This is a genomic window from Sphingobacterium daejeonense (assembly GCF_901472535.1).
Lineage (GTDB): Bacteria > Bacteroidota > Bacteroidia > Sphingobacteriales > Sphingobacteriaceae > Sphingobacterium > Sphingobacterium daejeonense.
This window is the reverse complement of the sequence record NZ_LR590470.1, coordinates 2609317-2631303: the sequence shown is the minus strand read 5'-3', so window position 1 is coordinate 2631303 and position 21987 is coordinate 2609317. Positions and strand designations below refer to the sequence as shown.

Sequence of the window (21987 nt, the reverse complement as noted above, 5' to 3'; positions counted from 1 at the left end):
TTTGATGAATATGTTATTGATTGTAAATTCGTGTATTTATTGTTTTTTATTTAATTAACTGAAGTTGCCGATTTCAAATCAACAATAAAACTCTGGTTTCATTAAAAATTAATAGTTCGTAAAACCCATAAAAATTTAAAAATTCATTAAACTTTTCTGACCTAATCCAATCATAAGTTTTAAATGTTAAAAGGGAGGGAGGGCATTAACAAAGTGTTAATTCTAAATAAAAATTTGTTAATTTGCTATCCGAAAAAAATAATGTTCTGTAAATAATTCTATATTAACATAAATAATAATAACCGATGAATCAAGAAAAAGACCAGGATTTGGTCCATCACCTTGCCAAACAAGGGGTTGACGATAAAATGGTGATGGGACATCCTGCGAGTTTGTTTGTCCTATTCTTCACAGAAATGTGGGAGCGTTTTAGTTACTACGGTATGAGAGCTCTCCTTACGGTGTTTTTAATTACAGAAATAGTAAAAGGCGGTTGGGGATGGACAAATGCTGATGCTATGGAATTATACGCCTGGTATACTGGATTAGTTTATCTAACTCCATTAATAGGTGGTATGATTGCTGATAAATTAACAGGATATCGAAAAGCAATTTTATGGGGAGCATTGATTATGACTCTCGGTCATGCCTCAATGGCTCTTGAAGGGACATCACAATCTTTTTTTTATTTGGGATTAGTCTTGATGATTTTAGGTAATGGTATGTTTAAGCCTAATATTTCTTCAATGGTAGGTCAATTATATCCAAATAATAGTAAGAAAAAAGATGCTGGATATACAATTTTCTATATGGGGATTAATTCAGGTGCTTTCTTAGGAATGCTTTTATGTGGATACATTGGTGAAAAGGTTGGATGGCATTACGGTTTTGGACTTGCTGGAGTTTTCATGTTCTTTGGTATGATCCAATTTTATTTTGGACAGAAAATCTTCGGAGTTATTGGTGAAGAACCTAATCCAGAAAAAGACAAGATTATTGCTGCCTTTAACCATGTAAAACAGGAAGAAGAAGAGGATAATGAAAATAATAAGGAATTTGATACTGATTTGGTTAAAGCAGAAATAGATTCTAAACTAACTAGTGCAACTGAAGAAGAAAAAAATAATGTTTTAATATATCTTAAGAAAGCCTTTTCTGATAAAATCGTTAGGGATCGATTGATTGTCGCTGGATCTTTAATGGTTGCAAGTATCTTTTTCTTCTTTGCATTTGAACAGGCAGGAGGGTCCATGACCATTTTTGCTAAAAACTATACACAGCGTGTATTAGAAGGTAATTCCGGTGAAATATTTAAATGGGTTGATGCGGCCTTGACCATCTTCCCAATATTAATTGTTACTTGGGTATTATTTAAACTATCCCAACAAATTTTCAGCAAATACCCTTTAACAGTTATTTTTACAGCAATCTCTTTCGCTATAATTTGGGCATTAGGTATTTGGAAAGTTAATAGAGAATTTTCAGTTGAAAATACTGAAGTAACTGTTTCCTGGTTTCAAATCTTAAATTCATTTTTCATTATTACTTTAGCTTCTTCATTTTCTAAATTGTGGGAAAAGGTATGGAATCCTTCAGGGCCAGTTAAGTTTGCTTTTGGATTGATCTTAGTTGCTGTAGGATTTTTAGCCTTAGCTTATGGATCAATGTCAATTCCTTCGGGAGCTCAAACAGCTTCGGTTAGTATGATTTGGTTGATATTAGCTTATTTCTTCCATACAACAGGCGAATTATGTGTCTCACCAGTTGGTCTTTCTTATGTAAGTAAGTTATCTCCTAAAAAATTAGCAGGATTATTATTTGGTCTTTGGTTCACAGCTTCAGCTATTGCAAACTTTATTGCTGGTATGACTGGTTCTTATATCGACCAAATTGCAGAAAAATATTCTATGTCTACATTTTTCTTGATTATTGCTGCTTTGCCAATTTTCGTAGCATTATTGTTATTGATTTTCAATAATAAATTGAAGAAAATGATGCATGGAATTCATTAATAATAAGTTTAAGTAAAAGAAATATAAAGTAATTAAAAAGCCGAATTGTTTAACATTCGGCTTTTTGTTTAATTTTACGGCCAATATTACAGAATATAGAATCCAATAATTAACGTATGAATCAAATTTCAGATGCCTCATTTTCTGAAGAACTAGAGAAACAAGGAATAGATGGTAGTTTAGTCTTAGGACACCCTTCAGGTTTATTTGTTTTTATTTTTCACGGAAATGTGGGAGCGTTTTTCTTTTTATGGAATGCGCGTATTACTAATCAACTTTTTAACCAGTGCAATTATATCAGGCAGTCCATTTTCTGGTTGGGGCTGGGACCCAATCCAAGCAGGTGCACTTTATGGTACATACGCAATGTTGCTCTATATTTCACCAATTTTTGGGGAATTATGGCAGATAAGTATTTAGGTTACAGGTATGCTATTGTAATTGGAGCAGCAATTATGACTTTAGGCCATTTGTTTATGGCATTTGACACCCCATTATTTCTCTATTTAGGCCTTGGAGCATTGGTGTTGGGAACCGGTTTCTTTAAACCCAATATGACCTCTATTCTTTCTGAAATGTATAAAAAGTTCCCTCAAAAAAAGGATGCTGCCTACACTATTTTCTACATGGGTGTTAATTCAGGTGCATTTTTTGGTATGATGCTATGTGGTTATTTGGGAGAGAAAGTAGGATGGCACTGGGGATTTGGTCTTGCTGGAATTTTTATGTTTCTAGGTACCTTACAGTTTTGGTATGCAAAACCAATTTTTGGTACCGTTGGTGACCCACCTTCAAAAACAAACTTAGAACAAAAGGCTACGGTTGTAAATATTGATAATCCAGATGACAAACCTAATCCATTTACTAAGTTAGACTCAATTCTAATCGGTATTATGACCATTTTAGGTCTTGGATTTGCGTTTAATGACCCTTTATCAAAAATTGCAGGAATCGATATATTATCTAGCCTTCAGATTGGGACATTAGCAGGGCAAAATGTGGCTATTATCATAGCATTAATTTTGTTCTTATTCGTAGTAATTTCGAGGTTAAGCCGATATACTAAAGTGGTACGTGATCGATTAATTGCAGTTATTATCTTTGCTTTTTTTGTCATCTTCTTTTGGATGTCTTTTGAGCAGGGGGCTTCATCCTTGGTGATCTTTGCACGTGACAGTGTGGATCGCAGCTTGTCTGGTAATTCATTAACCATATTCAATGTAATAAATACATTATTGACAGTAGTTCCTTTATTATTGGTGACTTATGTTGTCATCATGCTTACAAAGAAGACCTATGGCAAGGCTCCACTTTCCAATATTGTACAGTTTATATGTTTTGCAGGTGTTTGGGGAGTTGCAATTTGGATGCTATATCGTGAATTTACAGCTGAATCATCCGAAATTGCAGTGTCATGGTTTTCCATCATGAATTCTTTCTTTATTATCACCTTTGCAAATTTTGTTTCAAAAATATGGGATTCTAAATTTAATCCACCGGCAACAGTCAAATATGGAATGGGCTTAATCATAATGGCTATTGGTTTTGGATTGTTGGCATTTGGAGCACATGGCATTCAAGATGGCATCAAAGTTTCGATGATTTGGTTAATACTTGCTTATATGTTCCATACTTTGGGTGAGTTATGCTTATCACCAGTGGGATTATCCTATGTTTCTAAATTGGCTCCAGCGCGAATGATTGGTTTTATGTTTGGTATGTGGTATTTAGCATTGGCTATTGGAAACAAGCTAGCGGCAATTTTAGGAGGTCAAATCGAGGTCATCACAAATCAATATTCTCTCAGTACATTTTTCTTAATATTCACAATTGTTCCCATTGTTGCTGGTGTGATTGTGATGTCATTGCAGCCAATTATAAAGAAATTAATGCACGGTGTAAAATAAAAAAACTGAATTAATTATGGCATCAGAAACACACAAAACTCTTGCTGAGGTTCAGAATTTTGAAGGCAAGTATCCTAAACAAATTTGGAGATTGTTTTTCTCCGAAATGTGGGAGAGATTCTGTTTTTACGGAATGCGCGGGATGTTGGTTTTCTTTATGATAACACAACTTAATTTTGGTGAGAAGGAAGCAAATCTACAATATGGTGCAACCCAAGCATTTGTTTATGCATTTACCTTTGTCGGCGGGTTATTCGCAGATAAAGTTTTAGGATTCAGAAAATCTCTTGTTTTCGGAGGTTTACTGATGATTGTGGGTTCAGTATTACTATCAATCGATACCCATGAATTTTCTTTTTTTGGGTTAGCATTTATCATTATCGGAACGGGGTTTTTCAAACCAAATATTTCTACCATGGTTGGTGAACTTTATAAAGATGGTGATATCAGACGCGATGCTGGATTTTCACTATTTTATGCTGGGATCAATTTAGGCGCGTTCTTAGGAGGGTATATTTGTGTAGCTATTGGTAAAGGATACATGCTAAGTTCTGTTATTGATGAAGCTTACCGCTGGAATGTTGCTTTTGGTTTGGCAGCAGTAGGTATGCTCATTAGTTTGATTAACTTTCAATTTACCAAACATGAATTGGGCCCAATCGGTTTGCAACCGGGGACACCCAGATGCAATTATAAAAACCAAACCATTGCCTAAATGGGTTGAATATGCTGTATATATTGGAACATTATTATTAATTCCTCTAATACAGATTATGGTTTCCAAAACAGAATACACAGATTATTTCATGTATACCATTGGACCATTAACATTAATTTATTTATTCTATGAGATGTCAAAAGTTGGTAAAGTAGAACGTAATAAATTAATAGCGGCTTTGATTTTTATCTTGTTCTCTATAGTATTTTGGGGAATATATGAACAAAGTGGTGGCTCCTTGAGTATTTTTGCTGCTAAAAATCTGAATGATACCATCCTTGGTGGTACATTGACTTTGGATCCTAATGGTGTGAACAATTCCGGCGGAGCATTTTTTATAATCGCTTTGGCACCATTGTTTGGACTGTTATGGATCTGGTTGGCCAAAAGAAAATTAGAACCTAATACTATAATAAAATTTGGATTGGGATTTTTGTTCCTAGGTTTAGGATTTTATGTATTATATGCGACTAGATTTTTTGCTGTTGATGGAATGACCTCATTGGATGTTTTCACTTTAGCATTATTAGTGATAACTGTTGGGGAACTATGTTTATCACCAATTGGACTTTCTATCATGACTAAATTATCACCTGCTAAGTTGCAGGGTATTATGATGGGTATGTGGTTTTTGGCAAGTGCTTATGGACAATATGTTGCTGGGATTAATTGGGCGCAAATATGGCTGAGGCTAGGGAAGGAGATTCGCTAATGGATAAGTTGATAACCTACACGGAAGGATATAAGCAGTTAGGATTATACTCTTTAATTGCTGGAGCAATATAATTATTCTCTCACCATATATTAAGAGGTTAATGGCACGTGTAAATTAATAGAGAAAGCCGATTGATAATTCAATCGGCTTTTTTCTTGAACCATTGTACCCGTAACTGTAAATTAATTATAGTAAATGATTAACTTTACCAAATCAAAAAATTGACGTGGCAGATAGCATAGTTATTATTCCAACATATAATGAAAAGGAAAACATAGAGCGAATAATACGCAAGGTTTTTTCTTTAGAAGTGGAATTCCATATTTTAATTGTAGACGATGGCTCCCCTGATGGAACAGCCAATATTGTAAAGGAATTACAAGCTTCAGAATTCAAGGATCGATTGTTCATTGAGGAGAGAAAAGGTAAGTTAGGGTTAGGAACAGCATATATTCATGGATTCAAATGGGCATTGCAACGTGAATATTCCTTTATATTTGAAATGGATGCAGATTTCAGCCATAATCCTGACGACCTAATCCGTTTGCGTGACACTTGTAAGAATGGAGGAGCAGACATGGCAATTGGATCTAGATACATTAAAGGTGTAAATGTTGTTAATTGGCCTATGAACAGAGTATTGATGTCATATTTTGCTTCAGCATATGTTCGTTTGATTACAAGAATTAAAATTCAAGACGCTACTGCAGGTTTTGTTTGTTTTAGAAGAGAGGTACTAGAAACTATTCCTCTTGATAAAATTAAATTTGTAGGATATGCTTTTCAAATTGAAATGAAATTTACAGCAATTCAATATGGTTTTAATGTAGTGGAAATTCCTATTATATTTACAGATAGGACATTAGGCACTTCAAAAATGAGTACCAAAATTTTTAAAGAAGCTTTTTTCGGAGTTATCCAGATGAAAATGGGAAGTTTATTTAAGAAATACGAGAGATAATTATTGTAAAAGATTAGTGTACAGCGATATGAATGAAAACCTTGATCCCAATCCTGATAGATTAACGCCGACTGATAAAGATTTGGGAGCGGGTTCTTCGTCCTCAAAGCTTCGATGATTTTACTGGTCAGGCCAAGATTTTAGAAAACCTTTCCATATTTGTTAAAGCGGCCAAATTACGAGGCGAGGCATTAGACCATGTATTATTGCACGGTCCTCCGGACTTGGAAAAACCACATTGTCTCATCATTATTGCTAATGAAATGGGGGTAGGTATTAAATTACCTCAGGCCCCGTTTTAGATAAACCTGGTGATCTTGCAGGTCTATTGACAAATCTTGAAGAAGGAGACATATTATTCATGATGAAATACATCGTTTAAGCCCTTTGGTTGAAGAGTATTTGTATTCAGCAATGGAAGACTTCAAAATAGATATCATGTTGGAGACAGGTCCCGAATGCACGATCTGTCCAAAATTTCTCTTAACCCATTTACTTTAGTAGGTGCTACGACACGTTCTGGATTATTGACTGCTCCATTAAGAGCTCGTTTTGGTATCAATTCATAGGTTGCAATATTATGATTCTAAACTGTTAACTGATATTGTAATGCGTTCGGGCAATTATATTGAATGTTCCAATAAATGAAGAAGGAGCATTTGAAATTGCAAGAAAGAAGTAGAGGTACAACCTAGAATTGCAAATGCACTGTTGCGTAGAACCCGCGATTTTGCCCAAATTAAAGGAAACGGTTCCATTGAAAAAGGAATAGCTCAATTTGCTTTGAATGCTCTAAATGTCGGATGAGCATGGTTTGGATGAAATGGATAATAGGATTCTCAGTACCATTATTGATAAATTCAAAGGAGGGTCCTGTAGGATTGAAAACAATTGCAACTGCAGTGGGTGAAGATGAAGGAACTATTGAAGAGGTTTATGAACCATTTTTGATTCAGGAAGGATACCTTATGCGTACCTCAAGAGGTCGTGAATGTACTGAATTAGCGTTTAAGCATTTAGGAAAAAACATTTTTAATAAAGGTAATACGTTATTTTAATCATCCTAACTTAACGTGAGTTCGGGATGAGAAAAAGAGTTAAAATGTGCTCTCCCCTTTATGCTTTTTGTAAAGATGTGGTTGTCTTGGCAAAAGTGAATACTGCTGAACGGGGACAGTGTTCCATCGGTTGAACAGCATGTAAACCAATTGTTCCTCGCCGCTTAAACCGAACTCTCATTAACTAATACACAAGGATTCAAATCTTGATTTTCATTTAATTTCTTTTTGTCTTTTTGTCCTTTTACTTAGGACGTATAGGGGACATGTTGCACTCTCCGTCCTCTTTCGTTCGGACCTCAGCCGCACCTTGTACGGACCTTGTTCGGATCACACCCGAACGAGGTCCGAACAAGGTCCGAACAATCTCTGAACGAGAGAGGACGGAGAGTCAGTGTAGACTCCTGTTTGAAAGGAAAAAATGGAGAATAGGATACAACAGCACAGGGGTTTTCAGGAATACTGCTGAACGGGTACAGTGTGCTTAAACCGAACTCACGTTAACTTAGATAAGATTCTTACACCTCTGCTTTTTAAAGCAGGGGTGTTTTCTTTTTCTAGGTTTAGCTCTATCAATACTTTTAATTCTTGGGAGAGGCCTTCAAAATAAGGGCAAAGATCATATAAAATATCAAATCCATTCACCTTAACAGCTACAGGACAACCTGAATCCTCAATTATTTGAAAAGTTTTCTCTAATATATTTTCTCTTTCCACCTCAGTTAATTGGATATCTAAGTTTTTATTTGAGACTAACCACATAACCAATTTAGAATAACTCCTTAAACTGCTCCAATTATTTAATTTGACATAATTTTAAAATGAGAGTTTTTATAGGAAGATCTAAACAAATTTGTGTTTTTTAGCAGTATGTGTTCTATATGCCCAAGCACTTCTGAAACATAACCTCGGTTTTGATTCATCGACGCTCAATTCCATCAATTCTGTTAGGCTAATATCATTTAAGATATTCTCATTTAAGTCAGAAGCCCCAAAAACTAATCAAGGCTTCTTTTAAATTTTCTATGTTATTTGCTGTCATTATTTCATTGGCTTTTCTCGGTTCATTTCCATGATATCCGTTCATTCATTTTCAGAAGAACCTTAATAGATGTTGACTAAAAATAATCTGCCATTCTCCAGAAGAAATATTCCGTCATATTCTCCGAAACCATGTCTCTGTCCTGGTAATAATAAAAAGTCAAATCTTTTGTTTGCTCTAATTAATGCATCCTACCATGCGAATCGAGTTTGCTGGATGTACATTATTATCGATATCACCAGTAACAATCAACAATTTACCTTTCAAGTTTTTCGCAAGTTCGGTATTTCTTTGAATATTATAGGTAAATGTGGTATCACCTTTAGAGGATATTTCTTCCTTTACACCATGATGTCTTTCACTTCCACCAACGATTATAGATGTTATTTTCGTGATTTCCAGCGCCCGAAACCGCTACTTTGAAAAAATCTGGATATACCAACATCGCAGCAGTAGACATAAATCCCCCTCCAGAGTGTCCTGTTATACCGACCTTATTGATATCAATAAATGAATATTTATCAGCTAATTGTTCTGCAACCACTTTTTTGTCTTCCAATCCGTAGTCCCTTAAGTTACCATAACCGTAAGTATGATACCATTTTGAACGTGAAGGATGACCACCTCTATTTTCCAACTGAGACCACAATAAATCCCATTTGTGCTAAACGATCTATTCTATCCATTGATCTACCAAAGCTTTTATTAACAGCTTCAGTTTGAGGACCTGGATAAACATACTCAATAATAGGGTAGGTTTTTGTGCTGTCAAAATCAAATGGCTTATACATTACCCCATTAAAGATCGGTTATTGCCATCACCCAGCTTTTGACTTTAAATGGTTCTGGAAATTTATATCCTGCAGCAAATAAATTAGAAAGATCAGTTTCTTCCAACTTCATTATCAATTGACCACTTGAACTATAAAGATTTACTAACAGGGGCAGTATTAAACCCTCGAAAAATTATCTATAAAATAATTTGAGCTTTCACTCGCCAAAACTTGGTGATCAAAATCACCAGGAGTTAAAAGCTTTATTGGACCACCGTTTTTGGAAACAGAATAGTAGTAAGAATAATAAGGATCAATATTCTTTTCCTTCCCATTTGCTCTAAAAAATAGAGTTCCTGTATTTTCATTAAACCTTGTTAAATCATCGCAATGAAACTCGCCTTTAGTAATTTGGTTTACAAGTCCACCATTTTTGTTGTATAAATAAAAATGCCCCCATCCATCTCTTTGTGACCAGTGTATAAATTGGTTTCCATTATTAATGAAATATGGTTTTTTAATATCCAAGTAAACATTTGATCTTTCCTCAAGGACTGTTCTGGTTTGTCCATTTACATTTACCGCAACAATATCTATTCTTTTCAAGTCTCTGCTAGATCTTGCAATATAGAATTCTTCATCATTACCTAGCCAATAATTGATATAGTGCTTTCCTTTATAAGAGTCCTTGGTTCTGTCTTTATTCCAATTGCTTATTGTTTGATTTTTGAATGCAGCAATATTAACCTGTTTTGGTTTTAATGTACTACTATCAAAAATATACAATTCAGCCTCAGTTGAATCTGTTTCACCAGGCATCAAGTATTTATAAGTCTCCAATGTAGGACGTTTTGCAGCAACATTGTTAATGACCCATAGTGCACTATATTCTCTGTTATCCTTACGTGTTAATGTAAAGTATTTTCCGTTAGGCGACCAATTAATCCAAACAGGCTTTCTTTTTTTCTTCTCTTCCTCTTCAGATTTTTTATCACCAGTTGTGACGCTATACTCATCACCTCCCCATGCATAATATTGTACTCCATCTGTAGTGATTTGGTGTTCTACTATAGTGGAATCCTTTTCGTCTTTTTGAGCTTTTAAGAAATTTTCATAATCCATCCAATATAGATTATAATTTTTTTGCATAGTAAACTCTGGTAGTATCAGGATTAAAGTTAGCCCAAAAAGTCTAGCCTTATCTTTACTTTCCTCAGATAATTCTGTTAAGTTATTGTTGCTTATATTATATTCAAAATAATAAAGCTTTTTTTTGATCGTATCTTTTTTGTTGGTAAGTTTCTTTATCTCTTCCTGCGATTTTACAGTGTCCTTAGTACTCTGAACTTCAAATCTTACTAAATTTTCATTTTCCAGAAACCTTAAATTCCTAATCTCTAAGTGTTGAGCATCAAAGGGATTTCTAACAATCGATGAAATCTTTCTTGCCATTTCAGCATGGTCAAATAATTCTGATTTCTTTTTATTCTTAGGATCTACTAAATACCATTTCTTACCTTGCGGGGTATTATATTCGTACCAGAATTTATCTCCAAAGTTTATCCAATTCGGATTCACTTCAGTGGAGAAAATAAGCTTACTCAATTTGGTAGGTGAGAATTTAGACGCTAGGTGGTAATTAGGCTTCGCTAAATTTGATTTTTCTTGTGCAGTTACAACTGTAAATGAGAATAATAAGAGTAGGGATAATAAGTGCTTCATTATAAATTGTTAGTCGATAATTCTGCGAAAATATCCTTTTAAAACTCTTTTTACGAAGAGAAATTGTATTTTTTTTGATAGGATTAGGCTTCGTAAAATTTTTCGTTAAAATTCACCAAGAATAATTCCTTGGATGCCCTAGTAATAGCTGTGTACAGCCATCTCATGAATTCCGTATTCAACATCTCATCAGTCATATAGCCTTGATCAACAAATACTAGTGGCCATTGGCCACCCTGTGCCTTATGACAAGTAATAGCGTACGCGAATTTTATTTGTAATGCATTGTAATAGGGGTCCTTTTTCATAGCTTCCATCCGATCTTTTTTATTGGAGATGTCGCTATAATCTTGTGCAATACTATTATACAATTCTTGTTGTTTTTCATACGGAAGGTTTGGTGAATCAACGTAGAGACTATCAAGAAGAACTCTACAGCGAATTGCGTCACCTTCATTGTTATCCATAAATTCCAAATAAAGGTCTGCAAATCGAAAACCGTGCATCTCATGAATATTGCTGACTTTTTTGATAACAGCCATATCTCCATTGGCTATAAATCCAGTGTTTTTTTCATCGTTGTCTTGGAGCCAATAATAATTGTTTTTAACAACCATAATGATATCACCACCGGTGATTTCTTCATCACGAAACAGAATTTGGTTTCGGATATTTTGATTATATAAGTTCGCTGATCTATTTGATCGACATATAACCATAGAATTTTCAATGCCAAATTTGTCATATGCATAATGCAATCCTTCAATCAGGCGTTCACCATTCATTCTATAGATGTCTCTAAAAGGCTTAGTAATAAATTGAGGGTAGTTGTATTCAGCGAATTCTTCATCCAATCGGATGTCATTTCTAATCTTTGTTGCATTAAACAAAATCCCTGAATTCTTGTCTTGTCTCACAACATCAGTCATCTCATAGGAAAATATCTCTAATCCAAATTCTGCATTCATGTATTCAGAATCAAGAGCTGGGCTTGTTTCTAAGCCAACTGGTGGTAATTGAGCAATATCACCCACCAGCATCAAAGTGCAATTTTCACCAGATTGAACGTATTTTATCAGATCATGGAGCAAGCCATCTGAAAACATGGAATAACCTTCATTGCTGATCATAGAAGCTTCATCTACAATAAATAAGGTGTTCTCATGAAGATTTTCAGCCAGACTGAATTGCATGTCTAATGAAGCAGCATTTTTTTTTCTGTATATTTTTTTGTGTATCGTAAGCGCATTTCTTCCAGAGTAGGAAGCCATGACCTTTGCTGCACGACCTGTTGGTGCAAGAAGCACAGATCGTTTGTTGAATCTTGGAAGGGATTTCACAAGCGCACTTATCATACTAGTTTTACCCGTACCTGCGTACCCTTTAAGAATGAAGCATGAGTCTTCAGAGAAAGTATGGATGAAGTCTGCTAGGATTTCAAATACTTTTTCTTGTTGAATTGTAGGTTGATGTGAAAATTGTTGTAAAAGCGTATTTTTTATGTGCACATTCAAAGTTATTCAAAAGGTTGGTCAATCCAATTTTAAAAACTATTTTTGTTTAATACCATCTGCAAGGAATGAATTATACTGCAAAACAATTTCATTTACATTATATCTCGCACTATACATTGATAGTTAAAGCTAATTATCAATATGATAAGCTTTATGTTTTAGACCAAGAGAACCAACTTTTGGTTTATATGAATTTTGAGAGTCACAATCCATCGGAAGAAGCACTAAAATTATTGAGCTTACCATTTCAAAATGTATATGTAAGTATTCCTACTCATAATTTAACCTTTATCCCCAACGATTTATTTCAAGAAATAGATTTGGATAAATATCAAGAATTTATGGAAAATCCTTCTCAGGCAATGAGCAGGACAACGATTGATTTCTTGAATATTGAAGCTTTATTTCAATTTGATGTCTTATTATACCATAGGTGGAACACGTTATTCCCCGATGCCAAATTTGTTCCTGAATTTAAATTAAACTTGGTTCAAGCTAGACCATATATACCTTTAAAAGGTGAAGTTTTGGGAGTTGTTTTCGATGATAATTCAGCTGATATCTATTTATTTATAAATGGTCAATTTAAGTTTTACAATACATTTGAAATAGTGAGTGAGGATGATTTAAGTTATTTCATACTGAATGTATTTGAAACTTTTGGAATCCAGGGAAAGGTAAATAAGATTTTATATTCGGGAACTATAGTTGATGATTCTTTAGTTGAAAAACTTAGGAATTTATCAAAAGAAGTCATAGAAATCACTGCATCACGTCCAGCTCAATCATTGGATGATGAATCAAAAACTTTCCTGGCTCATTATCTTTTAGATTTACCAATATGCGAATAATTGGAGGCAAAGCGGCCGGACTGAGGTTAAATCCTCCACAAAATCTTCCTGTAAGACCTACTACAGACATTGCGAAGGAAGCTTTATTTAATATATTAAATAATAGGTTTGATTTTGACGGGATGGTATGCTTAGACTTATTTGCTGGTACAGGGAATATATCTTTTGAATTAGCATCTAGAGGTGCAGAAAAGGTCAATTCAATTGATCAACATGGCAAATGTATTTTGTATATTAACGAAACATCAAAAAAACTAAATTTAAATCAGATAAAATCTAGAAAAGCTGATGTTTTCAAGTATTTAAAATCTGATAAGGAGAAATATGATTTGATTTTTGCTGATCCTCCTTATGATTTAGGACAATTGCCTATGCTTCCAAAGTTGGTCCTAGAGAATGATTTATTAAAGGAAGGTGGCATATTGATTATTGAACATCCAAGCAACAGAAAAATGATAGACCACCCTAATTTTGTAGAAATGAGACAATACGGTAATTCATCATTTAGTTTTTATTCTATCTAATTATGAAAATAGCAGTTTTTCCAGGTTCATTTGACCCCTTTACAATAGCACACCAAGATTTAATAAATAGAGCTTTACCACTTTTTGATAAGATTTATATTGCAATTGGAATAAACAGTTCAAAGGTTGGGATGATGGATGTAGATAGTAGAAAAATATCCATTTCTGAACTTTATAGTGATAATGATCAGGTAGAAGTAAGTTTCTATAATGGATTGACTGTAGATTATTGTCAATCTATAGGTGCAAATTATATTATCAGAGGTTTACGTAATGGTACAGACCTGGATTATGAAAATATAATTGCTCAAAATAACTTAATATTAGCCCCTCAAATCGAAACTTATTTCTTGCTAAGCAGGGAGTGGAGAGGCTCATATTTCTTCAACTATCGTAAGAGATATTTGGAAAAATGGTGGTGATATCAGTCATTTGGTTTCTCCAATTATCTTAAAGCACATTAAGAAATCAAATTAAACTTATTCTTACTTTTTGACCCTTAATTTTTCCATTACTGCCATTCTTTACCACTTTATTTGCTACTTCAGCTCGAATAGCTACATAGGAATCATGTGGTTTGACAACTATCAGTCCTAGATCTTCCTTTGAAATTTCTGGAAGATTTAAAATATAACCAACAATATCAATTTTATTTACCTTTTGTTTTTTTCCAGCATTAATTCTTAAAGTTTTAAATTCAGGTTCTTCAGGGATTGGGTAAAATCCGCCAAGTTCTAATGTTTCAGCCTCTTCAAGATACTTCGCAGCACGATCCTCTTCAGTTAAAATGCCATATACAAAACCTTTTTGCCCATTTCTGCCAGCTCGACCGTTTCTATGAATAAAATCTTCTTCTTTATATGGAAATTGATAATGAACAACATGGTTCATTTCTGGAATATCTAATCCTCTAGCTGCTAAATCAGTTGTTATTAAAATGTTTTGACTACCATTTTTAATTTTTATAATCGTCAACTCGCGCATAAACTGCTCTAAACCCCCATGATAAGGAATACTCTCAATTCCTTTCCCTTCAAGAATATCAGAGATATTATCTACAGCTTCTCTATGATTGCAAAATACCAAGACTCTCTCATTGCCGATTTTACATAGTAATTTAAACAAGGATTCTAATTTAAGCTTAGAACTGCTTATAACTTTATAATATGACAAATCAGGCCTTAGACCATTGGAATCGAAGTAATCAAGTTTGATTGGATCATTCAACTGCAGAAATGAGGGAATTTCTTCCATATCTGTAGCCGATGTTAAGATTTTATGTCTAACATCTCTAGCCGATTTAACTATATAACTCAATTGGTCTTGGAATCCCAATTCTAAGGATTTGTCAATTCATCTAAGACTAAAGTATGGCAGTTTTCAAGAAGCGCAGGATTTCTCTCAATATGATAGATTATCCTTCCTGGCGTTCCAATAATTAATGGTGGATGTTGTTTTAACTTATCTTTTTCAATTTGATTGTTATTACCTCCATAAAGTAAAGCAACATTTAACGAACTGTTCATCTGCTTAATCACTGATTCGATCTGCAATGCCAGTTCTCTGGTAGGGACAACAATTAATCCGTTGGTTCCTTTAGAAAGATTGTCTCCAAGAAGGTTGAATAGTAATAAGCTGAACGCTAATGTTTTTCCAGATCCGGTAGGGGATAAGAGAACAAAATCTTTTTTCAGGGTTGAATTTCTCAAGAACTTCTTCTTGCATGGGATTAAGTTCTTGGATATTCAAGTTTTTTAAATATGTATTTAAATGTTGCATAGACAAAATTAAAATTAATGATTGGTATTTATGGTTTAGAATAATAAATGATGAAAAATTTATTAATTATATTTTTTGGCACGGAGTTTGAAAGTTAACTAGTATTCATAATTTAGGTTAATAATTGGTTAGTTAAGGCTTGAAATCTCCCCGATCTCAAGCCTTTTTTTATTTCCTGTTACAGTAACTAGTTAATGGATTTTTCAATGAGGTATGATAACGTAATTTCACTACATCGATTATCATATATTTTATTGAGTTGAGGCAACTAATTATTTCTTTTTTAGTATAAAATTTCTCCAATCATATTAAATTTAAAAAAAAGGAATACCATTAAAACCTCATTTGAATGATTATCAATGGACTTTTTGGTTAAATAAATTTAAAAGAAATTTTAGCATGATATAAAAGGCATTCCTTTTGCTTAACAATACCGTAACATTAAATGAATACAAATAAAATCAAGCGTTATGATTAAAAGAATTAGCGTACCATTATTACTGATGACAGTTCTCTTCATTTCCTCATGTGGTGTAAATAAGAAAACTCATATGGCTTTAGAAGCCCAGTACAAAGAACTCGGCGATAAATATAATCAGAGTCAATTAGATCTTGCAGAAAGCAGAACTCGTGTTAAAAGTTTAGAAGAACAACTTGAACAGGAGCGTAAAAATAATGCTGGATTAAGAGAGGCATTGGCAAAACTTCAAGGAACATTGGACAATAGTATCAGCCAAAACACTCAAGGTAATGTGAATATTTCTAAACTGGTTGATGAAATTAATGCATCAAATAAATATATTCAACACCTAGTGAATACTAAACAAAAAAGTGACTCACTTAATATGGTGTTGACTAACAATTTGACACGTTCATTAAGCAGGGAAGAGATGCAAGATGTAGATGTCCAAGTATTGAAGGGCGTAGTTTACATATCATTGTCTGATAATATGCTTTACAAATCCGGAAGTTATGAAATTTCAGACCGTGCAGGAGAAACGTTATCCAAAATTGCTAAGATTATCCAAGATTACAAGGATTATGATGTGTTAATCGAAGGTAATACAGATACTGACCCAATCTCCAAAGCTAATATCCGAAACAACTGGGATTTGAGTACGTTGAGAGCATCTTCTGTCGTACAGGCATTGCAAAATACTTATGGAGTTGATCCAAAACGCTTAACCGCAGGTGGGTAGAGGAGAATATAACCCAGTCGCAAGTAATAATACAGCGGATGGTAAATCTAAAAACCGTAGGACCCAAATTATCATAACACCAAAATTAGATCAATTTATGGAGTTAATTGATAAAGCTCCAGAAACGGAAAATACTGAAGCTCCAGCCGACACAGCGGCATTTTAAAAAATAAAAGCCTGAAACAATTTGTTTCAGGCTTTTTTTATTTGTTAAATGAAACTTCAGGTCATTATTCTTATCCAAACATCAACATCAAAGATGAAATAATCACTAAAGCTAAGATTACTATCTTAAATTCCTTTTCAGGTATTACCTTGACAATCTTGATTCCGATATAAGCCCCTAATATGATAAATGGAAGGGCTAATAGATTAAGAATAATACCTTCCCAGGTAAGATTTTTCCAAACTAATAATTGCAAAGGTATCTTTGAGAAATTTAGGATCATGATAAACCATGCTCCTGTAGCTACTAAAGTCACTTTTTTAAGTTTCCTTGTAAGGAGGAAAATGGTCAACGCTGGACCTGCTGCATTTCCTATCATAGTGGAAAACCCTACCAACAATCCAAATGAAGGTGAATACCACCATTTGTTAGTGAAATCATTTCCTTGTTTGTTATTCTTGGCTTTATTTGTCCCCCAAATCATGAGTACGACACTGATGAAAATACAAGCTCCCATAATAAATTTAAAAGCCTTGTCATCTATATAATCTCCAACTAATAGGCCTATTATAAGTCCAATTATCGCATAAGGGAGCATTGTCTTTACTTCTGACCAAATAAATTCTTTCCGATAATATATTACGGCCATTAAATCCGCCATGCATAAGAGGATAAGTACAATTCCTGTGGAGAACTTGGCGCCAAATAATAAAGCAAACAAAGGAATAGTAAATGTTCCTACATTCTGGATACCAGTTTTTGAAACGCCGATGAGCATAGCACAAAAAAAATACAATGCCCAAGCAGCAGGTGATGGAATTAGATCTAATACGCTATTCCACATTCTTCCTGAATAATTCTTTCAATATGGAAGTATTCATGTCCTGATAATTATCTATATAGGCTAGGCATTTTGGAAGATCTTCCTTTTTATGAGAACTCAAAACACCAATAACATTCATTTCAGCATTTTTACCTGCCGTAACTCCAGAAAAAGAATCTTCAAAAACGAAACAATATTGAGGATCGATCCCAAGGTTAGACGCAGATTTAAGGTATACTTCCGGATGTGGTTTATGAAGCTCAACATTTTCAGAACCAAGTGTCGATTGGAAGAAATCTCGAATTTCAAGGGAATCTAAGATCAAATCCATATTTGCTCTTGGTGCAGAGGTAGCTACTCCAAGTTTTACCCGGTTTTCTTTTAAATTATTTAAAAATTCAGGTAAATAGGGTATAGGCTTAGCTTCGGATTGATATATCTCTCGAAATAGTCCCTCTTTCTCATTTTCAAGAGTAATTAGCTCTTCGCCAACTATAGGTCTGTTGAAAAAATGTGTCATGATATAACTATTATGTTTCCCATACATATGCTTTTCAAATTCTACATCTGTATAAGGAATTTCATATCTATCAAAAAATGCTTCGAAGGCTTTGGCGTGATATGGATTTGTATGAGCAATAACACCGTCCATATCAAAAATTACGGCTAATTCTTTCATTGAGACAAAGTTACAAATATTATCTATACTAGGGTTTTAAAACCTATGATTAGCCATTTTTTATTTAATCCTGTCTCCCAACATTACATAGGCTTGGTCAATAAAATTATTAAAAGCTGAAGAGGGGTCTGTTCTAGGTTTACCATCAATACCATGACCCAATCTTACAATTATTAGATCGTCTTTTGGAATAACAATAACATATTGACCTAAATGCCCGTCCATATAGAAATAATCCTTTTCATGATATTTCCCTATCCACCAGCCATATCCGTATTGCGGGGAATCAGGAAAGGTATTGACAACTGATTTCTGTACATATGAAGAATCTAACAAGGATGCTCCATTCCATTTTCCATGCTGTAAATACAGTTTCCCAAACCTTGCGAAATCTCGGGCATTTGATGCGACGCAACAATATGCTTTTTCGATACCATATTTCTTGCTATCAACTTGCCAGAATGCAGGATGTTCAGCACCCATTGGTTTCCAAAAATATTCCGATAATAATTCAGACAAGGTTTTATTTGTCGCTCTCTGCAATGCTATTCCCAAGACTTGAGTGTCTCCGCTTTTATAATTAAAACTTTGTCCCGGGGGGCTATCAATGGGCATTTGTTCTAAGGTCCCTACGATATCATTATCAAAATAAAGTCTAGTGGTGATAGAAAATGGATCATAATAGCTTTCATCCCATTTCATTCCTGAACTCATTGAAACTAAATCGACGAGCTTTAAGGAGTCAGCATAAGGACCTGTTAGCTCAGGCACAAAATCTATAACCTTTTGATTGATACTCTTTACTTGTCCAGTCTCTAAAGCTTTTCCTAACAAAGCAGAAACCATGCTTTTAGCCATCGAAAATGAATTGGATCTTGAAGAGTCAGAATATCCATCATAATATTCCTCAAACCAAATGCTGTCCTGATGGATAATCATATAGGCAATTGACTTCGTGTTTTGATGGATTGTTCTTAATGAATCTGTGGCTTTAACACTATTGTATTCTTTTGATTTGTTCCAGGGCTGTGAAGTTCCAATCTCTACAATGTGATTGTCAAAATGTTTGTAATCATCTAAATATGCTGTTTTATGACCATGTAAATATGTAACATAAAACACCTTTGATTAAAAAATCTTTTCCTGTTGCATAAAGATAGATTATTACGACTATGATTAGGGAGGCAAGGATAATACCTAGCCATTTTAAAAGCTTCAAAATGTGTTGCATACGATATGGTTTGTACCGTATTAAAGTTATCAATAAAAGAACAGAAGAGCAATTATTTCAGACTTTTAGCTTCATTCCAATAGACATCCATCTCCTCCAAACTCATGTCTTTCAATACCAACCCATTTTCAGCCGCTTTTTCTTCCAAGTAGGTGAATCTTCTGATGAATTTTTTGTTAGTCTTTTCAAGAGCATTTTCAGGATTAATGCCTAAATGCCTTGCATAATTGATAAGAGAAAATAGTAGGTCGCCAAACTCGCCTTCCGCTTTTTCTTGGTTTACATTATTATTCTTTAGGTCAAATTCTGCTTTAAATTCTGCAAGTTCTTCTTCAACTTTGTTCCAAACTTCAGCCTTATCTTCCCAATCAAATCCTACTCCACGTACTTTGTCTTGGATACGATAGGCCTTGACAAGAGCTGGAAGGCTCTGTGGCACACCTTGAAGAACAGATTTATTTCCTTCTTGCAATTTAATGGATTCCCAATTCTGTTTAACTTCTTCGTCATCCTTAACCTGCGTATCTCCATAAATATGTGGATGTCTACTAATTAATTTATCACAAACGGCATTCAATACGTCAGTAATATTGAACTGATTTTCTTCCTCTGCAATTTTTGCATAAAATACCAAATGCATTATTATATCACCAAGTTCTTTTTTTATTTCTTGATAATCTTTTTCCAAAATAGCATCTGTCAATTCGTATAGTTCCTCAATGGTCAAATGACGGAGTGACTCCATTGTTTGTTTTCTATCCCATGGACATTCTATTCTTAAGGTATTCAATACAGTTAATAATCTGTCAAAAGCTTCATTAGGAGTTTGTTTTGCAGGTGGGGGTGTATGTGACATAAAAAATAGTATTAAAAATTTTTGGTATTGAAACAATAGTCAAAGTTATGTGTTTTTACATAAACGAACGTAATAATAGTTATGAGTAGAACATTTAAATATGCCACAACAACAGAGGCTTTGGATAACCTCGCAAATCAAAGGTTATTCAGTAGACTACAATGTTGAGTTTGATGGACTGGTGGAGAATGCTTCGGATTATCAAATTGATGAGCTTTACAGGTATGAAGGAGAAACCGATCCCGCAGATGAATCTTCAGTATATGGAATAAGAAATACAAAAACTGGTGAAAAGGGAGTTTTTGTTGCAGGAAATCTATCATTGATAGAAGGAAAAAAAAGAGATATAATTTTAGATTTAGAAATGAAATATAAGCAGAATCATTAAAATGATCTGTTGATTAACACGAAGCCCGGAATTTTCCGGGCTTTGTTTGTTTTATGTCCTATTTCCATTGAAATTGGCTAAAACGCTATATCTTCTGTAACTTAGTATAGTTAAAATTTATAGCATGACACTTGTTCAATTAGAGTATATTATAGCCGTAGATACCTATCGGAGTTTTGTGGCCGCAGCAGAAAAATGTTTTGTGACTCAGCCTACTTTGAGTATGCAAATACAAAAGTTGGAGGAATCACTAGGAGTGAAGATATTTGATAGAAGCAGACAGCCTGTTGTTCCAACCGAGATTGGTGAAAAAATCATTGATCAAGCTAGAACTATTTTGACCGAGAGCAAAAAAAATCTCTGAAATTCTACAAGCTGAACGCGGAGAATTAACCGGAGAATTAAGGATAGGAGTAATTCCGACCGTTGCGCCATACTTATTACCCCATGTCATTTCCAGTTTTATGAAGAAATATAACAAACTGAAATTGCAGATTTGGGAATATACAACAGAACAGATTATTCAAGAATTAAAATTAGGAACTCTTGATTGTGGGATTTTATCAACTCCACTACATGATGCAGGAATTCACGAAATGCCTCTGTTTTACGAGACCTTTGTAGCGTATGTTTCCCAAAAAAGTCCTGTATATGAAAAGAAAATGATAAGTACAGATGATATTTCTCATGAAAAGTTATGGCTGTTAAATGAAGGTCACTGTATGCGAGGACAAGTCCTGAATATTTGTAATTATAAACACAATCAATCTAAAGAAGGAACATTTGATTATAATACAGGTAGTGTTGAAACTTTAAAACGGATGGTTGATTTGAATGGTGGTTTAACTATTCTTCCAGAAATGAGTATTTCCAATTATGATGAAGATCAATTAGGGCATGTTCGTTACTTTAAAAATCCTGAACCAGTGCGTGAAATCAGTTTAGTGACACCTCAAAATTACGTGAAAAAACATGCTATCAACATGTTGAAAAATGAAATTTTAAATATTGTTCCTGAAAAATTTAAATCTAAAAAAAAGAAGGAAGTAATGGGCTTTTCTATTTAAAA

At 34.0% G+C, this 21987-nt stretch carries 23 protein-coding genes and 3 pseudogenes; 15 read left to right on the top strand and 11 right to left on the bottom strand.

Going from position 1 to position 21987, the window contains the following annotated elements; translation table 11 throughout:
• Window positions 1-305 precede the first annotated feature (305 nt).
• The 9 genes and pseudogenes from FGL31_RS12770 (at window position 306) to FGL31_RS30375 (ending at window position 7371) form a co-directional block, all read left to right on the top strand.
• A complete protein-coding gene (locus tag FGL31_RS12770; RefSeq protein WP_138091967.1) occupies window positions 306-2012 on the top strand; it encodes a peptide MFS transporter in 1707 nt (568 codons plus the stop codon).
• A 116-nt stretch (window positions 2013-2128) separates the two neighbouring features.
• The gene (locus FGL31_RS12765; protein ID WP_232046714.1) at window positions 2129-3919 is read left to right on the top strand and encodes a peptide MFS transporter; all 1791 of its coding nucleotides are present in this window, start codon (window positions 2129-2131) and stop codon (window positions 3917-3919) included.
• Between the two features lie 16 nt (window positions 3920-3935).
• Window positions 3936-4634: a peptide MFS transporter gene (locus tag FGL31_RS25675; protein ID WP_232046713.1), complete on the top strand. Its 699-nt coding sequence runs from the start codon at window positions 3936-3938 to the stop codon at window positions 4632-4634.
• Window positions 4627-5349 carry an oligopeptide:H+ symporter gene (locus tag FGL31_RS25670; RefSeq protein ID WP_232046712.1) on the top strand — a complete coding sequence of 241 codons (723 nt, stop codon included), beginning with the start codon at window positions 4627-4629 and terminating at the stop codon, window positions 5347-5349. The genes FGL31_RS25675 and FGL31_RS25670 overlap by 8 nt, the downstream gene beginning before the upstream one ends.
• 229 nt (window positions 5350-5578) lie before the next feature.
• Window positions 5579-6313 (top strand): polyprenol monophosphomannose synthase, encoded by a 735-nt coding sequence (locus tag FGL31_RS12755; RefSeq protein WP_138091964.1) that lies wholly within the window; start codon window positions 5579-5581, stop codon window positions 6311-6313.
• A gap of 71 nt (window positions 6314-6384) precedes the next feature.
• A pseudogene (locus FGL31_RS30390) lies at window positions 6385-6814 on the top strand (AAA family ATPase).
• Window positions 6772-6882 (top strand): hypothetical protein, encoded by a 111-nt coding sequence (locus tag FGL31_RS30385; RefSeq protein ID WP_446677074.1) that lies wholly within the window; start codon window positions 6772-6774, stop codon window positions 6880-6882. The pseudogene FGL31_RS30390 and the gene FGL31_RS30385 overlap by 43 nt, the downstream one beginning before the upstream one ends.
• A 142-nt stretch (window positions 6883-7024) precedes the next feature.
• Window positions 7025-7120, top strand: a complete 96-nt coding sequence (locus FGL31_RS30380; protein WP_446677073.1) for a hypothetical protein — start codon at window positions 7025-7027, stop codon at window positions 7118-7120.
• 11 nt (window positions 7121-7131) lie between these two features.
• Window positions 7132-7371 carry a Holliday junction DNA helicase RuvB C-terminal domain-containing protein gene (locus tag FGL31_RS30375; RefSeq protein WP_446677072.1) on the top strand — a complete coding sequence of 80 codons (240 nt, stop codon included), beginning with the start codon at window positions 7132-7134 and terminating at the stop codon, window positions 7369-7371.
• Between the two features lie 495 nt (window positions 7372-7866).
• Here FGL31_RS30375 and FGL31_RS12745 read toward each other — a convergent pair whose 3' ends face one another.
• From FGL31_RS12745 to FGL31_RS12735, 5 genes are all read right to left on the bottom strand, one after another.
• Window positions 7867-8133, bottom strand: a complete 267-nt coding sequence (locus tag FGL31_RS12745; RefSeq protein WP_138091961.1) for a hypothetical protein — start codon at window positions 8131-8133, stop codon at window positions 7867-7869.
• Between the two features lie 638 nt (window positions 8134-8771).
• Complete coding sequence (locus tag FGL31_RS23590; protein WP_197734234.1) at window positions 8772-9050, bottom strand: prolyl oligopeptidase family serine peptidase; 279 nt, start codon at window positions 9048-9050, stop codon at window positions 8772-8774.
• Window positions 9040-9204 carry a hypothetical protein gene (locus FGL31_RS23585; protein ID WP_197734233.1) on the bottom strand — a complete coding sequence of 55 codons (165 nt, stop codon included), beginning with the start codon at window positions 9202-9204 and terminating at the stop codon, window positions 9040-9042. Before FGL31_RS23585 ends, FGL31_RS23590 begins: the two co-directional genes overlap by 11 nt.
• A 159-nt stretch (window positions 9205-9363) precedes the next feature.
• Complete coding sequence (locus tag FGL31_RS23580; protein ID WP_197734232.1) at window positions 9364-10908, bottom strand: DPP IV N-terminal domain-containing protein; 1545 nt, start codon at window positions 10906-10908, stop codon at window positions 9364-9366.
• A gap of 83 nt (window positions 10909-10991) precedes the next feature.
• Window positions 10992-12416 carry an ATP-dependent DNA helicase gene (locus FGL31_RS12735; protein WP_138091958.1) on the bottom strand — a complete coding sequence of 475 codons (1425 nt, stop codon included), beginning with the start codon at window positions 12414-12416 and terminating at the stop codon, window positions 10992-10994.
• A 71-nt stretch (window positions 12417-12487) separates the two neighbouring features.
• Between FGL31_RS12735 and FGL31_RS12730 the strand changes: the two genes are divergently transcribed.
• Genes FGL31_RS12730 through coaD form a run of 3 tightly spaced genes read left to right on the top strand, consistent with a single transcriptional unit; the run spans window position 12488 to window position 14219 of the window.
• The gene (locus FGL31_RS12730) at window positions 12488-13273 is read left to right on the top strand and encodes a DUF3822 family protein (RefSeq protein ID WP_138091955.1); all 786 of its coding nucleotides are present in this window, start codon (window positions 12488-12490) and stop codon (window positions 13271-13273) included.
• On the top strand, window positions 13264-13797 hold the full coding sequence (locus FGL31_RS12725; protein WP_099370869.1) for an RsmD family RNA methyltransferase: 534 nt from the start codon (window positions 13264-13266) through the stop codon (window positions 13795-13797). Before FGL31_RS12730 ends, FGL31_RS12725 begins: the two co-directional genes overlap by 10 nt.
• Before the next feature lie 2 nt (window positions 13798-13799).
• Window positions 13800-14219: a pantetheine-phosphate adenylyltransferase gene (gene coaD, locus FGL31_RS12720; protein ID WP_232046711.1), complete on the top strand. Its 420-nt coding sequence runs from the start codon at window positions 13800-13802 to the stop codon at window positions 14217-14219.
• A 46-nt stretch (window positions 14220-14265) separates the two neighbouring features.
• On the opposite strand, the gene FGL31_RS12715 is transcribed toward coaD, so the two are convergent.
• The gene (locus FGL31_RS12715; protein WP_138091952.1) at window positions 14266-15132 is read right to left on the bottom strand and encodes a helicase-related protein; all 867 of its coding nucleotides are present in this window, start codon (window positions 15130-15132) and stop codon (window positions 14266-14268) included.
• A 2-nt stretch (window positions 15133-15134) separates the two neighbouring features.
• Window positions 15135-15506 (bottom strand): DEAD/DEAH box helicase family protein, encoded by a 372-nt coding sequence (locus FGL31_RS12710; RefSeq protein ID WP_171017665.1) that lies wholly within the window; start codon window positions 15504-15506, stop codon window positions 15135-15137.
• Between the two features lie 540 nt (window positions 15507-16046).
• On the opposite strand from FGL31_RS12710, the pseudogene FGL31_RS12705 reads away from it, so the two are divergent.
• Window positions 16047-16941: pseudogene (locus tag FGL31_RS12705) on the top strand (OmpA/MotB family protein).
• A gap of 70 nt (window positions 16942-17011) precedes the next feature.
• On the opposite strand, the gene FGL31_RS12700 reads toward FGL31_RS12705, so the two are convergent.
• The 4 genes from FGL31_RS12700 to mazG all read right to left on the bottom strand — a co-directional run bounded on the left by FGL31_RS12700 (window position 17012) and on the right by mazG (window position 20530).
• On the bottom strand, window positions 17012-17785 hold the full coding sequence (locus FGL31_RS12700; RefSeq protein ID WP_138091946.1) for a sulfite exporter TauE/SafE family protein: 774 nt from the start codon (window positions 17783-17785) through the stop codon (window positions 17012-17014).
• Window positions 17775-18443, bottom strand: coding sequence for an HAD family hydrolase (locus FGL31_RS12695; protein ID WP_099370874.1), 669 nt, complete (start codon window positions 18441-18443; stop codon window positions 17775-17777). Before FGL31_RS12695 ends, FGL31_RS12700 begins: the two co-directional genes overlap by 11 nt.
• 60 nt (window positions 18444-18503) lie before the next feature.
• Window positions 18504-19565 carry a serine hydrolase domain-containing protein gene (locus tag FGL31_RS12690; RefSeq protein WP_197734231.1) on the bottom strand — a complete coding sequence of 354 codons (1062 nt, stop codon included), beginning with the start codon at window positions 19563-19565 and terminating at the stop codon, window positions 18504-18506.
• A gap of 161 nt (window positions 19566-19726) precedes the next feature.
• A complete protein-coding gene (gene mazG / locus FGL31_RS12685; protein WP_138091943.1) occupies window positions 19727-20530 on the bottom strand; it encodes a nucleoside triphosphate pyrophosphohydrolase in 804 nt (267 codons plus the stop codon).
• 100 nt (window positions 20531-20630) lie between these two features.
• Here mazG and FGL31_RS12680 point away from each other — a divergent pair, with 100 nt between their 5' ends.
• Together FGL31_RS12680 and FGL31_RS12675 are read left to right on the top strand one after the other, a co-directional pair.
• A complete protein-coding gene (locus FGL31_RS12680) occupies window positions 20631-20918 on the top strand; it encodes a hypothetical protein (protein WP_138091940.1) in 288 nt (95 codons plus the stop codon).
• Between the two features lie 124 nt (window positions 20919-21042).
• Window positions 21043-21985, top strand: a pseudogene (locus FGL31_RS12675) (hydrogen peroxide-inducible genes activator).
• Window positions 21986-21987 lie beyond the last annotated feature (2 nt).

What these genes read in the sequence shown, in the direction of transcription:
- FGL31_RS12770 (WP_138091967.1), top strand. Translation starts at nt 306, where the DNA reads ATGAATCAAGAAAAAGACCAGGATTTGGTCCATCACCTTGCCAAACAA.
- FGL31_RS12765 (WP_232046714.1), top strand. Translation starts at nt 2,129, where the DNA reads ATGAATCAAATTTCAGATGCCTCATTTTCTGAAGAACTAGAGAAACAA.
- FGL31_RS25675 (WP_232046713.1), top strand. Translation starts at nt 3,936, where the DNA reads ATGGCATCAGAAACACACAAAACTCTTGCTGAGGTTCAGAATTTTGAA.
- FGL31_RS30385 (WP_446677074.1), top strand. Translation starts at nt 6,772, where the DNA reads ATGCACGATCTGTCCAAAATTTCTCTTAACCCATTTACTTTAGTAGGT.
- FGL31_RS30375 (WP_446677072.1), top strand. Translation starts at nt 7,132, where the DNA reads ATGAAATGGATAATAGGATTCTCAGTACCATTATTGATAAATTCAAAG.
- FGL31_RS12745 (WP_138091961.1), bottom strand. Translation starts at nt 8,133, where the DNA reads ATGTGGTTAGTCTCAAATAAAAACTTAGATATCCAATTAACTGAGGTG.
- FGL31_RS23585 (WP_197734233.1), bottom strand. Translation starts at nt 9,204, where the DNA reads ATGTATAAGCCATTTGATTTTGACAGCACAAAAACCTACCCTATTATT.
- FGL31_RS23580 (WP_197734232.1), bottom strand. Translation starts at nt 10,908, where the DNA reads ATGAAGCACTTATTATCCCTACTCTTATTATTCTCATTTACAGTTGTA.
- FGL31_RS12730 (WP_138091955.1), top strand. Translation starts at nt 12,488, where the DNA reads ATGAATTATACTGCAAAACAATTTCATTTACATTATATCTCGCACTAT.
- FGL31_RS12725 (WP_099370869.1), top strand. Translation starts at nt 13,264, where the DNA reads ATGCGAATAATTGGAGGCAAAGCGGCCGGACTGAGGTTAAATCCTCCA.
- coaD (WP_232046711.1), top strand. Translation starts at nt 13,800, where the DNA reads ATGAAAATAGCAGTTTTTCCAGGTTCATTTGACCCCTTTACAATAGCA.
- FGL31_RS12700 (WP_138091946.1), bottom strand. Translation starts at nt 17,785, where the DNA reads ATGTGGAATAGCGTATTAGATCTAATTCCATCACCTGCTGCTTGGGCA.
- FGL31_RS12695 (WP_099370874.1), bottom strand. Translation starts at nt 18,443, where the DNA reads ATGAAAGAATTAGCCGTAATTTTTGATATGGACGGTGTTATTGCTCAT.
- mazG (WP_138091943.1), bottom strand. Translation starts at nt 20,530, where the DNA reads ATGTCACATACACCCCCACCTGCAAAACAAACTCCTAATGAAGCTTTT.
- FGL31_RS12680 (WP_138091940.1), top strand. Translation starts at nt 20,631, where the DNA reads ATGCCACAACAACAGAGGCTTTGGATAACCTCGCAAATCAAAGGTTAT.